This window comes from Mesorhizobium sp. CNPSo 4671 (genome assembly GCF_057784245.1).
On record NZ_JBWLUW010000001.1, the window covers coordinates 906,307 to 919,608 of the forward strand.

General features: G+C 62.0%; 13 protein-coding genes. 12 read left to right on the top strand and 1 reads right to left on the bottom strand.

The window, feature by feature from the left end; all coding sequences use genetic code 11:
• The first annotated feature begins 33 nt into the window (after positions 1–33).
• The 4 genes from AC04SF_RS04105 to AC04SF_RS04120 are packed head-to-tail and all read left to right on the top strand — an operon-like array spanning position 34 to position 3,674.
• Positions 34–1,071, top strand: coding sequence for an ABC transporter ATP-binding protein (locus AC04SF_RS04105; protein WP_488476610.1), 1,038 nt, complete (start codon positions 34–36; stop codon positions 1,069–1,071).
• Positions 1,068–1,955: an ABC transporter permease gene (locus tag AC04SF_RS04110; RefSeq protein WP_488476611.1), complete on the top strand. Its 888-nt coding sequence runs from the start codon at positions 1,068–1,070 to the stop codon at positions 1,953–1,955. The genes AC04SF_RS04105 and AC04SF_RS04110 overlap by 4 nt, the downstream gene beginning before the upstream one ends.
• The gene (locus tag AC04SF_RS04115; protein WP_488476612.1) at positions 1,948–2,739 is read left to right on the top strand and encodes an ABC transporter permease; all 792 of its coding nucleotides are present in this window, start codon (positions 1,948–1,950) and stop codon (positions 2,737–2,739) included. Before AC04SF_RS04110 ends, AC04SF_RS04115 begins: the two co-directional genes overlap by 8 nt.
• A gap of 14 nt (positions 2,740–2,753) precedes the next feature.
• Complete coding sequence (locus tag AC04SF_RS04120; RefSeq protein ID WP_488476613.1) at positions 2,754–3,674, top strand: phosphorylase family protein; 921 nt, start codon at positions 2,754–2,756, stop codon at positions 3,672–3,674.
• Positions 3,675–3,710: 36 nt separating this feature from the next.
• Here AC04SF_RS04120 and AC04SF_RS04125 read toward each other — a convergent pair whose 3' ends face one another.
• The gene (locus tag AC04SF_RS04125; protein ID WP_096458994.1) at positions 3,711–4,619 is read right to left on the bottom strand and encodes an MBL fold metallo-hydrolase; all 909 of its coding nucleotides are present in this window, start codon (positions 4,617–4,619) and stop codon (positions 3,711–3,713) included.
• Between the two features lie 115 nt (positions 4,620–4,734).
• Between AC04SF_RS04125 and AC04SF_RS04130 the strand changes: the two genes are divergently transcribed.
• The 8 genes from AC04SF_RS04130 to AC04SF_RS04165 all read left to right on the top strand — a co-directional run bounded on the left by AC04SF_RS04130 (position 4,735) and on the right by AC04SF_RS04165 (position 13,197).
• Positions 4,735–5,325, top strand: coding sequence for a biotin transporter BioY (locus tag AC04SF_RS04130; protein WP_488476614.1), 591 nt, complete (start codon positions 4,735–4,737; stop codon positions 5,323–5,325).
• Between the two features lie 64 nt (positions 5,326–5,389).
• Positions 5,390–6,424 (top strand): NAD-dependent epimerase, encoded by a 1,035-nt coding sequence (locus AC04SF_RS04135; protein ID WP_488476615.1) that lies wholly within the window; start codon positions 5,390–5,392, stop codon positions 6,422–6,424.
• A gap of 83 nt (positions 6,425–6,507) precedes the next feature.
• Positions 6,508–7,389, top strand: a complete 882-nt coding sequence (rfbA, locus tag AC04SF_RS04140) for a glucose-1-phosphate thymidylyltransferase RfbA (RefSeq protein ID WP_096456060.1) — start codon at positions 6,508–6,510, stop codon at positions 7,387–7,389.
• Between the two features lie 3 nt (positions 7,390–7,392).
• Positions 7,393–7,944: a dTDP-4-dehydrorhamnose 3,5-epimerase gene (gene rfbC, locus AC04SF_RS04145; RefSeq protein WP_488476616.1), complete on the top strand. Its 552-nt coding sequence runs from the start codon at positions 7,393–7,395 to the stop codon at positions 7,942–7,944.
• Between the two features lie 13 nt (positions 7,945–7,957).
• Positions 7,958–9,028, top strand: a complete 1,071-nt coding sequence (gene rfbB / locus AC04SF_RS04150; protein ID WP_096456064.1) for a dTDP-glucose 4,6-dehydratase — start codon at positions 7,958–7,960, stop codon at positions 9,026–9,028.
• A complete protein-coding gene (gene rfbD, locus AC04SF_RS04155) occupies positions 9,025–9,912 on the top strand; it encodes a dTDP-4-dehydrorhamnose reductase (protein WP_488476617.1) in 888 nt (295 codons plus the stop codon). The genes rfbB and rfbD overlap by 4 nt, the downstream gene beginning before the upstream one ends.
• A gap of 438 nt (positions 9,913–10,350) precedes the next feature.
• Entirely contained in the window at positions 10,351–11,778 is a 1,428-nt protein-coding gene (locus AC04SF_RS04160) for a phosphomannomutase (RefSeq protein WP_488476618.1), read from the top strand.
• Between the two features lie 3 nt (positions 11,779–11,781).
• Positions 11,782–13,197 carry a mannose-1-phosphate guanylyltransferase/mannose-6-phosphate isomerase gene (locus tag AC04SF_RS04165; protein WP_488476619.1) on the top strand — a complete coding sequence of 472 codons (1,416 nt, stop codon included), beginning with the start codon at positions 11,782–11,784 and terminating at the stop codon, positions 13,195–13,197.
• Positions 13,198–13,302: the final 105 nt, after the last annotated feature.

Here is a 13,302-nt window from a genome sequence, read left to right on the forward strand (position 1 = left end):
ATGGTGCATCAGCCCTAGACGTTCGAGCCCATCATGAAGTCGCTCCCGATCACCATCGACAGCGTGCGCAAGGCCTATGGGTCCTACGTCGCGCTGGACGATGTCTCGCTCGATGTCCAGGCTGGCGAATTCCTCACTTTGCTGGGGCCGTCCGGGTCGGGCAAGACCACTTTGCTCATGGCTCTGGCCGGGTTTGTCCGGCCCGATTCCGGCAAGCTCCTGTTGGGGGATCGGGACATCACCCGCCTGGCCCCCAACAAGCGCGACATCGGCATCGTGTTCCAGAACTATGCCCTGTTTCCCCACATGAACGTCCTGGCGAATGTCGAATATCCGTTGGCGCTGCGCAAGACGCCGAAAGCGGAGGCCCGCCAGCGGGCGCTGGACACCTTGGCCCGCGTGAAGCTGGAAGGCCTGGCGGAGCGTAACATTGCCGCGTTGTCCGGCGGCCAGCGCCAGCGGGTGGCGCTGGCGCGGGCCATCGTCTTCGAACCACGCGTGATGTTGATGGACGAGCCGCTGTCGGCGCTCGACAGGAATCTGCGCGAAACCATGCAGTACGAGATCAGGCGTCTGCACGATGATCTCGGGATCACCACGATCTATGTGACGCATGACCAGCGCGAGGCGCTGACCATGTCCGATCGGGTTGCGGTGATGAATTCCGGCCGCATCCAGCAGATCGATACGCCGCAGCGAATTTATGATTGTCCATCGACCCGCTTTGTCGCGCAGTTCATGGGCGAGGCCAATATTCTGGCCCCGGGCTCAGTGCGCACAATCGGCGGCGGCGATGCATCACACGAGACCCTTATGATCCGCGCGGAAAGCTTCCATCTGGATGCGAAGCTCGCTGGGCCAGACGCAGTGGCGCTCGAAGGAATGCTGCACGCCAAGGCGTTTCGCGGCGAGAACTGGCTTTTGACGCTGGCACCTGAGGGTGGGCAGGAGGTTCTTGTCTGCATCCCGTCGGCACTTGCCGGCGGCTGCGCCGAGCTTGCCACCGGTCAGCGGGTGACCGTGTATGCATCGGCAGCGAAAGTTCACGCCATACCGGGAGCGATAGCGTGACCATCGCCGCCGATCCCGCGCTCGCCGCCGATGCGCGAAGCGAGCGTCGGTTCTTCCTTGCGCTTTCGCTACCGGCGCTTCTCATCGTCGGACTGGCGGCGATACTGCCCATCCTCTGGATAATCCGGCAATCCTTCCTGACCACGGGGGGCGAGTACACTGTCGGCAATTATGAGAAGGTGCTTTCGAGTGGGCTGACATGGTCGGCACTCATAACGACCGTCGAGCTGTCCTTGGGGACGCTGGCGTTCTGCATCCTTCTCGGCACCCCCCTGGCGCTCGCTCTGGCCAGCGCCAGGCCAAGGGTGGCCAATTTGCTGATGGCCTTCGTCATGCTGCCGTTGTGGACCTCCATTCTGGTGCGCACCTATGGCTGGCTGGTGCTGTTGCGGCGCGATGGCCTGATCAACGCGGCTCTGACGGGCTCGGGCCTGACAACGGAACCATTGCCGCTGGTCTACAATTTCACGGGAACGCTGATCGGCATGGTCCATTACATGCTGCCGCTCTTCCTGCTGCCCGTTTATGCCGCGATGCGCGATATCGACGCCAACCTTGTTCGCGCGTCGGCGAGCATGGGAGCCACGCTCGGGCAAGTGATCCGAACCGTCATTCTGCCCCTTTCGGCCGGCGGCATCTTCTCGGGTTCGATGATCGTTTTCATCTACACCATAGGTTTCTTCATCACGCCGGCGGTGCTGGGCGGCGGCAAGGTAAATCCTCTCTCCATCCGGATAGAGCGGACGCTGTCGACCTTTCAGGATTGGGGTTCGGCGAGCGTCCTGGGCATTCTGCTGCTCGTTCTCATGGCGCTGATCGGTGTGATGTTCCTGGCGGCGCGGCGACTAGTGGCGCGCAACAAAGTCGGTGCGGTCCATGCTTGAAGCCTATCCGGACAACAGGCTGGCCCGCATCCTCCTGTGGGGCTTTTCCGCGCTCGCGATGGCGTTCTTGATGTTGCCGACGCTGGTGGTCGTGCCGCTCTCCTTTTCGGCGTCGGATCTTCTGGAATTTCCGCCGCGCGCATACTCGCTGCGCTGGTACGAGAATTTCTTCGGTTCGGCGACATGGATGGCCGGACTCAGGACGAGCCTGATCCTTGGGAGTTTGACGGCGATGATCGCGGTCCCCCTAGGGCTGCTGGCCTGCATCTCGATGAACCGGCTTGGCGGAAAGACCGCCTCAGCCATTCAAAGCGTTCTGCTCGCCCCCTCCGTCGTCCCGGGAATCCTGCTTGCGATCGGCCTCTTCTTCGTGCTGGCGGCGCAAGGCCTGGTTGGAACGCTGTTCGGCGTGCTGGTCGGACATGTGGTGCTGGCCATTCCGGTGGCGTGCATTGTGCTGTTGCCCGCCGTGGCCCGCTTTGACTGGAACCAGGTCCAGGCGGCACGCAGCCTTGGCGCGGACTGGGCGAGGGCCATCGGCGGAATAATCGTTCCGCAACTTCAAATCAGCCTGTTGTCGGCGACACTGATGGCCTTCCTGACGTCGCTCGACGAGTCCGTTATTTCGATCTTCGTCGCCGGTGGTCACAACAGCACCCTGCCGAAGCTGATGTTCCTGTCGCTGCGTGATCAGATCGATCCGACCATCGCTGCAATCTCGACCTTGTGGACCGCCATCGTCGTGGTCGCTGTCCTGATCGTGACCCTTCGCCAAAAATCCTGACCGGGACTGGAAATATGCCTGCCAATCATCACGCAACCGCCGAACTGATGGATCAACCGACTGACATACCCCAGGTGGGGTTGGCGATCATCACCGGGTCGGCAAACTGGGGGCTTGCCTTCCCGGAGGATATCCAGGTCGATGGCGTGCGCACCTTGCAGCGCGACATGAGTTTTGAGACGCCTTTCGGCCGCACCGACAACTGGAAGCTGCTCGAGTTCGATGCGTCGATGACCGCCGAAGGCAAAAAGAAGCGCGCCTTGTGCATGTATTCGCACGGCAATCCTCGCGACCATATCGACCATTCCTGCCATCGCCGCGCGTTCTGGGTGTTGATGCAAGCGGGTGTACGGCAAGTCCTGTCCTGCTCGACCATTGGCGCCGTCAACAAGGCGATCAAGCCCGGCGACATGGTGGTGAACGCCGATATCATCGAACTGACGCAGACCCCGTTTTCACTGCTTCCTGGCCGCCAGAGCTTCGACTGCTCGGGCAAGCAGATCGTATGCCCAAGATGCGCGGCGGTTCTGGTCGAGACCGCCCGCCGTCATTGGCCAGCCGAATGCCGTGTTCATGGCATCGAACAGCAATTGGTGGCCGCCCACTGTTACGGGCCGCGGCTGACGAGCCCGGCCGAGGCCCTGGCGTTCCGCAGCATGGGGGCGGATGTGCTCAACCATTCGATCGCCCCCGAGGCCACCTTGTCGCGAGAGATCGGCGCGTGTTTCGTGCCTTGCGCGTTCGTGACGGCAGGCTTCAACGACTATATGGACCGCAATCGCCAGCAATTGCTGCAGGAGGACGTGTTGCCGAACCTGTCCATGACGGCCTCGCGGGTCGCGCTGGAGACCGCCGCACGACTTCCGGCCAATCCGGAATGCTCTTGTCAGGGTTTGAAGTCGCCTCAACCGGAAGAGCGGTCCAGCCGGTTCTGAGGGAAGGGCAGTGCAAGGTCGTGGCGGGGTCTCGGCCTATCGAGCCGGCGTGAAAATGCCGTCGATGGCGGGAGCGGCGTCCGTCGACACCATGCCGCGCGCCACCAGATCCTCGAGATGGGCAAGCACCGACAGTCCGGCGGCGCCATGCAGCCGGGGGTCGGTGTCGCGATAGATTGCCTTGACCATGTCGGGAATCGTCCGGTCGCCGGCCCTGACCCGCTCCAATATAGCCCGCTCGCGCATCTTGCGATGCGTCTTCAGCCCGCGCATGAAAGCGCGCGGCTTCGTCACCGGCCCGCCATGGCCAGGCAGCAGCAGGCTGTCGTCTCGCGCGATCAGCCTGTCCAGCGATGCCATGTAGTCGGCCATTGCCCCGTCCGGCGGCGCGACGATGGATGTCGCCCACGCCATCACATGATCTGCCGAAAACAGGATGCCGGTTCCTTCCAGCGCGAACACCGCATGATTGGCGGTGTGGCCGGGGGTGAGAACCGCGCGGATCGTCCAGCCGTCGCCGGCGACCAACGAACCGTCAGGCAGCGCGATGTCGGGAATGAAAGCGGTATCGGCGCTGGCGTCGAGCGCATTGGTCTCACCAATATGCAACGGCCTTGCCGGCCGGTGCGGCCCCTCCGCCATCACCAAAGCCCCGGTGCGCTCCTTCAGCCGGGCCGCCAGCGGGGAATGGTCGCGATGCGTGTGGCTGACGAAGATATGGCTGACCGGCCTGCCGGCGATCACGTCGAGCAAGGTCTGAAGATGTGCCTCGTCTTCCGGCCCGGGATCGATCACCGCCAGCGTGTCGCGCCCTACGACATAGCTGTTGGTGCCGTGAAAGGTGAAGGGGCTGGGATTCCGGACCGTGACGCGCTGCACGTCCGGCGCCACGTTCACGCCCTGGCCGTAGTGCGGATCGAAGCTGGTATCGAATTTGAGAGCCATATCGGCACATTGTTCCCGCAACGGCAAAACCGATTGCCGCATAGCACGCAAGCCAATATAGGAAAACGCTGAGACCGCGATTATCGGATCGCGACAGACCGGATTGGGGAAGACCATGGCAACTGCAACGACGATGCGCCCACTTGTTTCTCTGGCTTTGCCGCAAGAAGGCGCGGCGCGACTGGCAACGCAGCTTTTCCTGGCGATCGCCGGAACGCTGCTTTTGACCCTCTCGGCCAAGACCAAGGTTGTACTGGGGCCCGTTGATATCTCGATGCAGACGCTCGCCGTCCTCTTGATCGCCGCCGCCTTCGGCATGCGCCTCGGCGTCGCCACTCTGCTGCTCTACATGGCGGAAGGTGCGATGGGCTTCCCGGTCTTCCAGGGCACGCCTGAGAAGGGCATTGGCCTTGCCTACATGGTCGGCCCGACGGGTGGCTATCTCGCGGGCTTCGTGGTCATGGCAGCGATTGTCGGCTGGGCCGCCGATCGCGGCTGGGATCGCCTCCCGATCAAGCTTTTCAACGCGATGCTGGTTGCCGAAGTGGTGATGATGGCGATGGGCTTTGCCTGGCTGGCGCTGCTCATCGGCCCGGAAAAGTCCTGGCAGTTCGGCGTCGTGCCGTTCATCGTCGGCGACCTGATCAAGGTTGCGCTGGCGGCCAGCCTTGTGCCGGCCGTGTGGTCGCTGCTGAAGCGCTCCTGAGATCTGCAGCAAGCTTGGCGTACCGTAGACGTCAGGGGTCCATTCCCGAAAGCGGACGCTTCCGATGAAGGTTCTGGTCACCGGCGCCGCCGGCTTCATAGGCTATCATGTCGCCAGGCGGCTTCTGCAGCGTGGCGAGAAGGTTGTCGGCATCGACAGCGTCAACGATTACTATGATCCGGCGCTCAAGCAGGCGCGGCTGCGGTTGCTTGCCGAGACAAGCCGAAGCACCAATTCCGGCTATCATTTCATCCACGGCAATCTTGCCGACAGGGGCATCGTGGAGGGCTGCTTTGCCGACCACGCCTTCGACCGCGTGATCCACCTCGCCGCCCAGGCCGGGGTGCGCTACAGCTTGGAAAACCCGCGCGCCTATGTCGAAAGCAACATCGTCGCTTTCACCAACATGCTGGAGGCCTGCCGCAATGGCGGCATTGCGCACCTGACCTATGCCAGCACCTCGAGCGTTTACGGCGCCAACACCGACATGCCGTTTTCCGAGCATCGTCCGGCCGATCATCCGCTGCAGTTCTACGCCGCGACCAAGCGCGCCAACGAACTGATGGCACACAGCTACAGCCATTTGTTCGGGCTGCCGACCACGGGGCTGCGTTTCTTCACGGTGTACGGCCCCTGGGGGCGTCCCGACATGGCGCTGTTCCTGTTCACCAGGAGCATCCTGGCCGGCGAGCCGATCAAGCTGTTCAACAACGGCAACCACACGCGCGACTTCACCTATATCGATGACATCGCCGAAGGCGTGATCCGAGCCAGCGACAGTCCTGCCGCCGGCAACCCTGCCTGGGATTCCGGCCATCCGGACCCGGCAACGAGCATCGCGCCTTGGCGCATCTTCAACATCGGCAACAACAATCCGGTGAAGCTGACCGCCTATGTCGAGGCGCTGGAAGACGCGCTCGGCCGCAAGGCCATCATCGAGCTCTTGCCGCTGCAGGCCGGCGACGTGCCGGACACCTTCGCCGACACCTCGGCTCTGCAAGACGCCGTCGGCTATCGCCCCGGCACGTCCGTGTCCGATGGGGTAGGGCGGTTCGTCGAGTGGTACCGGGCGTATTTTGGTAACGACTCTAGGATATAAGCCGGGGCTGGCATCAGCTTTTTCCAGGTGTAGTATGGCTACCACTGCTGCCGAGGGGGTTTGGGCATGTCAGGGAGAGCTTCTTGAAAGGAATTATCCTTGCGGGAGGTAGTGGAACACGCCTTTATCCGCTGACGCTGGCAGTCTCCAAGCAAATTCTCCCGGTATACGACAAGCCGATGATCTACTATCCGCTGAGCGTACTGATGCTCGCGGAAATTCGCGAGATCCTGGTTATTTCGACGCCGCGAGATCTGCCCGTTTTCCGTGAATTGCTCGGCGACGGATCGGATTTTGGGCTGGATATCTCCTATGCGGAGCAGCCGCACCCCAATGGGCTTGCCGAAGCTTTCATCATCGGCCGCGACTTTATCGCCAAGGACAGTGTGTCGATGATCCTGGGCGACAACATCTATTTTGGCGACGGGCTGTCGCAGCTTTGCCGCACCGCCGCTGCGCGCGACACCGGCGCTTCGGTGTTCGCCTACCGCGTCGATGATCCTGAACGGTATGGTGTCGTATCCTTCGACAAGGCCACCGGAACCGCGCTCACCATCGAGGAAAAGCCGCAAAAGCCGAGATCCAACTGGGCCGTCACAGGGCTGTATTTCTACGACAACACCGTCGTCGACATCGCTTCGTCCATTCAACCTTCCGCCCGCGGCGAGCTCGAGATCACGGCGGTCAACAACGCCTATCTTGATCGCGGCCTGCTGCATGTGCACCGGCTGGGGCGTGGCTATGCCTGGCTCGACACAGGGACCCATGACAGTCTGAACGACGCGTCTTCCTTCGTGCGCACGATCGAACATCGGCAAGGCATCAAGGTCGCTTGTCCTGAGGAGATCGCCTTCGAGCAGGGCTGGCTGACGGCAGAGCAAGTGCTGCAACGCGCAACCCGGTTGGGAAAAAACGAATATGCCGCCTATCTGCGCCGGCGCGTTGCCGATCTGTCGGAGGGCTGAACCTTGGAGATCAGGTCCCTCGGCCTCGAAGGCGTGCTGGAAATTGTTCCAAAGCGGCATGGCGATGCACGTGGTTTCTTCATGGAAACCTATAGTGCCGAGCGCTTCGCGCAGGCTGGGATAAAATTGCATTTCGTCCAGGACAACCATTCCTATTCCGCGGCGGCAGGCGTCTTGCGCGGGCTCCATTATCAGCTTGCGCCCCGCGCCCAGGACAAGTTGCTGCGTGTGATCCGCGGTCGAATCCTGGACGTTTGTGTCGACATTCGCCACGGTTCGAAAAGCTTTGGGAAATGGATGGCTCACGAGATCTCGGCCGAAAATGGCAACCAGATTCTGGTGCCAAGGGGCTTCGCACATGGCTTTGTGACGCTCGTGCCCGACACCGAGGTGCTCTACAAGGTCACCGACACCTATTCGCCCGAGCATGAACGCTCGATCCGTTTCGACGATCCCGCCATCGGTATCGAATGGCCTTCGCTGGCTGGCGGGTTTCAGCTTTCGGACAAGGACCTCAAGGCGCCGTTACTTGCCGACGCCGAAGTGTTTGCCTGATGAGGATAGCGGCATGAATTTCCTGGTGACAGGTGGGGCTGGCTTCATCGGTTCGGCGGTGTGCCGGCATCTGTGCGCCAATCCGGCCTACCGGGTGACCAATCTCGACAAGCTCACCTATGCCGGCAACCTGGCCTCGCTGCGCCAGATCGAGAACGCGCATAATTATCGCTTCGCCCATGCCGATATCTGCGACGAGAGAGCGGTGCTGGACATACTGCGCCGTGACGATATCGATATCGTCATGAACCTCGCCGCCGAGAGCCATGTCGACCGTTCCATCGACGGGCCCGGCGCCTTCATCGAGACCAACATCGTCGGCACCTACCGCATCCTCAATGCGGCGCTCGAATATTGGCGCGGCCTTGCCGACGACCGGAAAAGCCGCTTCCGCTTCCATCATGTCTCCACCGACGAGGTGTTCGGCGATCTGCCTTTCGATGGCGGCATGTTCGTCGAGGAGACGCCTTACGCACCGTCCTCGCCCTATTCCGCCTCGAAGGCAGCCTCGGACCATCTGGTGCGGGCGTGGCACGAGACCTACGGCCTGCCGGTCGTGCTCTCCAACTGTTCGAACAATTACGGCCCCTATCATTTCCCCGAAAAACTGATCCCGCTCGTTATCCTCAACGCGCTCGACGAAAAACCACTGCCGGTCTACGGCGCCGGCGCCAATGTGCGCGACTGGCTTTTCGTCGAGGATCACGCGCGGGCCCTGGAACTGGTGGCCACCAAGGGGACGCCGGGCGAGAGCTACAATGTCGGCGGCAATTCGGAACGGACGAACCTCACCGTCGTCGAGACGATCTGCGACCTGCTCGACATCAGGCGTCCCCGCAGCGGCGGCAAGCGCTATCGCGAGCTGATCTCCTTCGTCACCGACCGTCCCGGGCACGACCGCCGCTATGCCATCGATGCCTCCAAGATCGGCCGCGAACTCGGCTGGGCACCCAGGGAGAATTTCGACAGCGGCCTGGCCAGAACCGTGGACTGGTTCCTCGACAACAAATGGTGGTGGGGGCCGATCCGCGAGCAGCGCTACGCCGGTGAGAGGCTGGGTGAAGCGCGCAAGGGTGGCGCGTGAGGCTCGTCGTCACCGGACGCGACGGCCAGGTCGCGGCAAGCCTGCTGGAGGCCGGCCAGGCGCACGCCGGTGTGGAGGTCGTCGCCATCGGCCGTCCGGAGCTCGATCTGGCAAGACCCGAGACCATCGTCGACGCCATCGCGCTTGCCAAGCCGGATGTCGTCGTGTCGGCCGCCGCTTACACGGCGGTGGATCTGGCAGAAGACGAGCCCGACCTGGCCTTTGCGGTCAACGCGACCGGCGCCGGCAAAGTTGCTGAAGCGGCAGCGCGGCTCGGCGTTCCGGTCATCCATCTTTCGACCGATTACGTCTTCGACGGCAGCGCTTCTCGTCCCTATCTCGAGACCGACGCGACGGCACCGCTCGGCGTTTACGGCGCCTCCAAGCTCGCCGGTGAACAGGCGGTGGCCGCCGCCGGCCCGCGCCACCTGATCCTGCGTACCGCCTGGGTCTACAGCCCGTTCGGCAAGAATTTCGCCAAAACCATGCTGCGGCTGGCTGCCGACCGCGACGAGATTTCGGTGGTGGCCGATCAGTGGGGAAACCCCACCTCGGCGCTCGATATCGCCGACGCCATCCTGCATGCGGCCGCGATGCTGCATGGCGACAAGAGCGTCAGCGCGTTCGGTACCTATCATGTGGCTGGCACGGGCGAGACCAACTGGAGCGGCTTTGCCCGTCACATCCTGGATACAAGCCAGGCGTCTGGTGGATCCTGGGCTGATGTGCGCGATATCGCCACCAAGGACTATCCGACCAAGGCGCGGCGCCCTGCCAATTCGCGGCTGTCGAGCGCGAAATTCGCCGCCGTATTCGGATGGAGCGCGCCGGAATGGCGAGAATCCACCGAGCGGGTCGTGCGCCGCATCCTGGATCGTCCGTGAACAGCTCGCAGTTTTCAATCGACGCTTGATTTGCCCACTCGCCAGGCTTGGTCCGTAGCCCTCAGGGTCGCTGTAGCCTGAATCCCCTGCAGCGTGTTGAAATCGAACTCGGTCCCGTGTCCGACATTGACAAGCCATTGCGCGAAACCTAAGCACGGGCAACTTGGGTGTCAGGTGGGGGCTTGGCAATTCACGGAGAGCTTCTTGAAAGGAATGCTCCTTGCTCGAGGCAATGAGAGCCGGCTGTACCCAGTAATATTAGCGGTCTCTAAGCAAGAACTGCCGGTATATGAAGATCAGGTCGCTGGCTTTGATCTATAGTAGTGCGCTGTCCGATGGTGTCGCTCTCCAGCCTTCATGCTGTCGCAGGCTTCGACAGGTGAGGGGCCTAGTCGCAATGCGCGCCGGGGCGGCATTCCTGGAAAAAGGTAGCTATCCGTGACGCTAAGGTTCGGCACCAGCGGGCTGCGCGGTCTCGTCAGCGAGCTCAGGGGACCTCCGGCGCGCACCTATACAATTGCGTTCGCACGCATGCTTTTGGGGCGAGGTGTCTTGAGCGAGGGCGACAAGATCCTCGTTGGACGTGACCTTCGCTCGTCGAGTCCCGAGATTGCGGGGATTGTCCATGCTGCGATCGCCGAAGCCGGTTTGGTGCCGGTCGATTGCGGCACCTTGCCCACGCCGGCACTCGCACTTTATGCCACCGGCAAAAGTGCCCCGGCGATCATGGTGACCGGCAGCCACATTCCCGACGACAGGAATGGGCTCAAATTCTACCGGGCGGACGGCGAGATCGACAAGCGCGATGAGCTTGAGATTGTAGCAATCCACGCAGGCTTGCAGGCCGCCAATCGACCAGAGCCGTCAGTTGAACCCGTCCAGCTGGGCTCCGAACCGTCCGCAGACTACAGGGCTCATTTGCTTGGCTTCTTTCAGCCGGATAGCCTGTCTGGTCTCCGGGTCGGCGTCTACCAGCATTCGTCCGTGGCAAGGGACATTATTGTCGATATGCTTTGTGCGTTGGGGGCCGAGGCGGTTCCCCTGGGCAGGTCCGCCCATTTCATTCCGGTGGATACCGAAGCGCTCAGGCAAGAGGATCTATCGCTTCTCAAAGGCTGGGCGGCGACGGAGCCGTTCGATGCCATCGTGTCCGCTGACGGCGATGGCGACCGGCCGCTTGTGGCTGATGCACATGGCAGTTTCGTGCGCGGCGACCTGATCGGCGCGATCACGGCGCGTTTTCTGGATGCCGACTGCATCGTCACGCCGGTCAGTTCCAATTCTGCCCTGGAGCGCTGCGGGCATTTCGCGACGGTGCTGCGCACACGCATAGGCTCGCCCTATGTCATCGAAGGCATCGGCACGGCCCTCGCTCAAGGGGCGAAATGCGTCGTGGGCTTCGAAGCCAATGGCGGCGTTCTTCTGGGTTCATCCGTCGAGAAGGATGGCCGCACGCTCGCAGCCTTGCTGACCCGGGATTCGCTGCTGCCAATTCTCTGTGCGCTGTCAACGATTGCGGCGACAGGTCGCCCGCTCGCCGAGATCGCGGCCGGTTTCGGATTCCTCGCCGCGACGAGCGGCCGGCTTGAAGGCGTCTCGGCGGAAGACAGCGCGTCTTTCCTCAAAGGACTGGCGACGGATGCCGTCTATACCGGAACTCTTTTCGAGGTTCTCGGGGGCGTCGCTTATATTGACAATCGCGACGGCGTGCGTATCACCGCCCGCAACGGAGAGGTTGTTCACTTCCGTGCGTCCGGCAACGCGCCCGAATTGCGGTGCTACATTGAGGCAAAGACAGAATCCCGCGCAGACGAATTGCTCGGTTGGGGTCTTGACCTCGGCCGAACTCAAATCCTGGAAAGCTGAAGTTTGACCAATATCGTTCCTGTCATCATAAGTGGCGGTGTCGGTTCCCGCCTCTGGCCTATTTCTCGTGCGTTGCACCCAAAACCCTTTATTCCCTTGCCGGGAGGGGGAACCCTCATTCGCAGGACCTACGCCCGCGCGGCCGGACTTGCAGGCGTCGATCAAATTGTGACGGTCACCAACCGCGATCTGCTGTTCCTGACGGCGGACGAGTATGCGGAGGTGGCGGCGCCAGGTGTAAAGAACACGTTCCTGCTGGAGCCGTTCGGGCGTGACACGGCGGCCGCGGTCGCGCTCGCCGCGTTGCAGGTCGCGCGCGACAATCCATGCGCGGTTCTGGTTGTGCTGCCGGCCGATCACCTGATCTTGGACGAAGCCGGCTTTGGCGCGGCCGTGGCGAAGGCGGCGGCGATCGCGGCCACGGGACGGATCGTGACGTTTGGCATGAAGGCCGAGAGCCCTGAAACTGGGTTTGGCTATATCGAGGCCGAGGGCGACACGGTCCTTCGGTTCGTGGAAAAGCCGAATGCGGAACGAGCGGCCCAATTTATCGCCAGCGGTCGTTTCTTCTGGAATTCGGGCATGTTCTGTTTTGCGGCCCGCTCGATGATCGCCGCGATGCAGGAACTGTGTCCGGATGTGTTGTCCAATGCGCGCACGGCGCTCGATAAAGCCAGGACAAGCGATGCCGCGGACCGCACCACTGTTGAGATAGACAGGGATGGCTTCGCCGCCGTTCCTGCTGTTTCCATCGACTATGCGGTCATGGAGAAAGCGAAGAACGTGGGTTTCGTGCCCTGCAGTTTCGATTGGTCCGATATCGGCTCATGGAACGTTCTTTCGAAGCTTGTTCCAGCCGACGACAGCGGCAACCGCACGACCGGGGAGACAATGCTCCATGGCGTGACGAACTGTTACGTGCACAGCGAAGACCGGCTTGTGGGGCTTGTCGGCGTCTCGGATCTTTTGATCGTCGACACGCCGGATGCGCTTCTTATCGCCCACAAGGATAAGGCGCAGGAGGTCAAGGATCTCTACAATCGCCTCAAGACGGAGGGGCATGAGGCGGCAACCGTGCACCGCACCGTGCATCGTCCATGGGGTACCTATACCGTCCTGGAGGAAGGTCCGCGCTTCAAGATCAAGCGCATCGAGGTAAAGCCGAACGCGCGGCTCAGCCTTCAGGCGCATCATCACCGCTCCGAGCACTGGGTGGTGGTGAGCGGGACTGCGAAGGTCGTCAACGGCCAGAGTGAAATCCTGCTGGCGACAAACCAGTCCACCTATATCCCGTGCGGCCACAAGCACCGCCTCGAAAATCCCGGCATTCTTCCGCTCGTCATGATCGAAGTGCAGAGCGGGGAATATCTTGGCGAAGACGATATCGTGCGGTTCGATGATGTCTATGGCCGCGCGTGATCCGAAGACAACCCATCGGGCACATCTGCGAATTGGGTACGTTTTGCGTTTTTGGGCAGACGGTTTGCATTTCCTGAAATAGCGATCAAGAAGGTAGAGACAGGT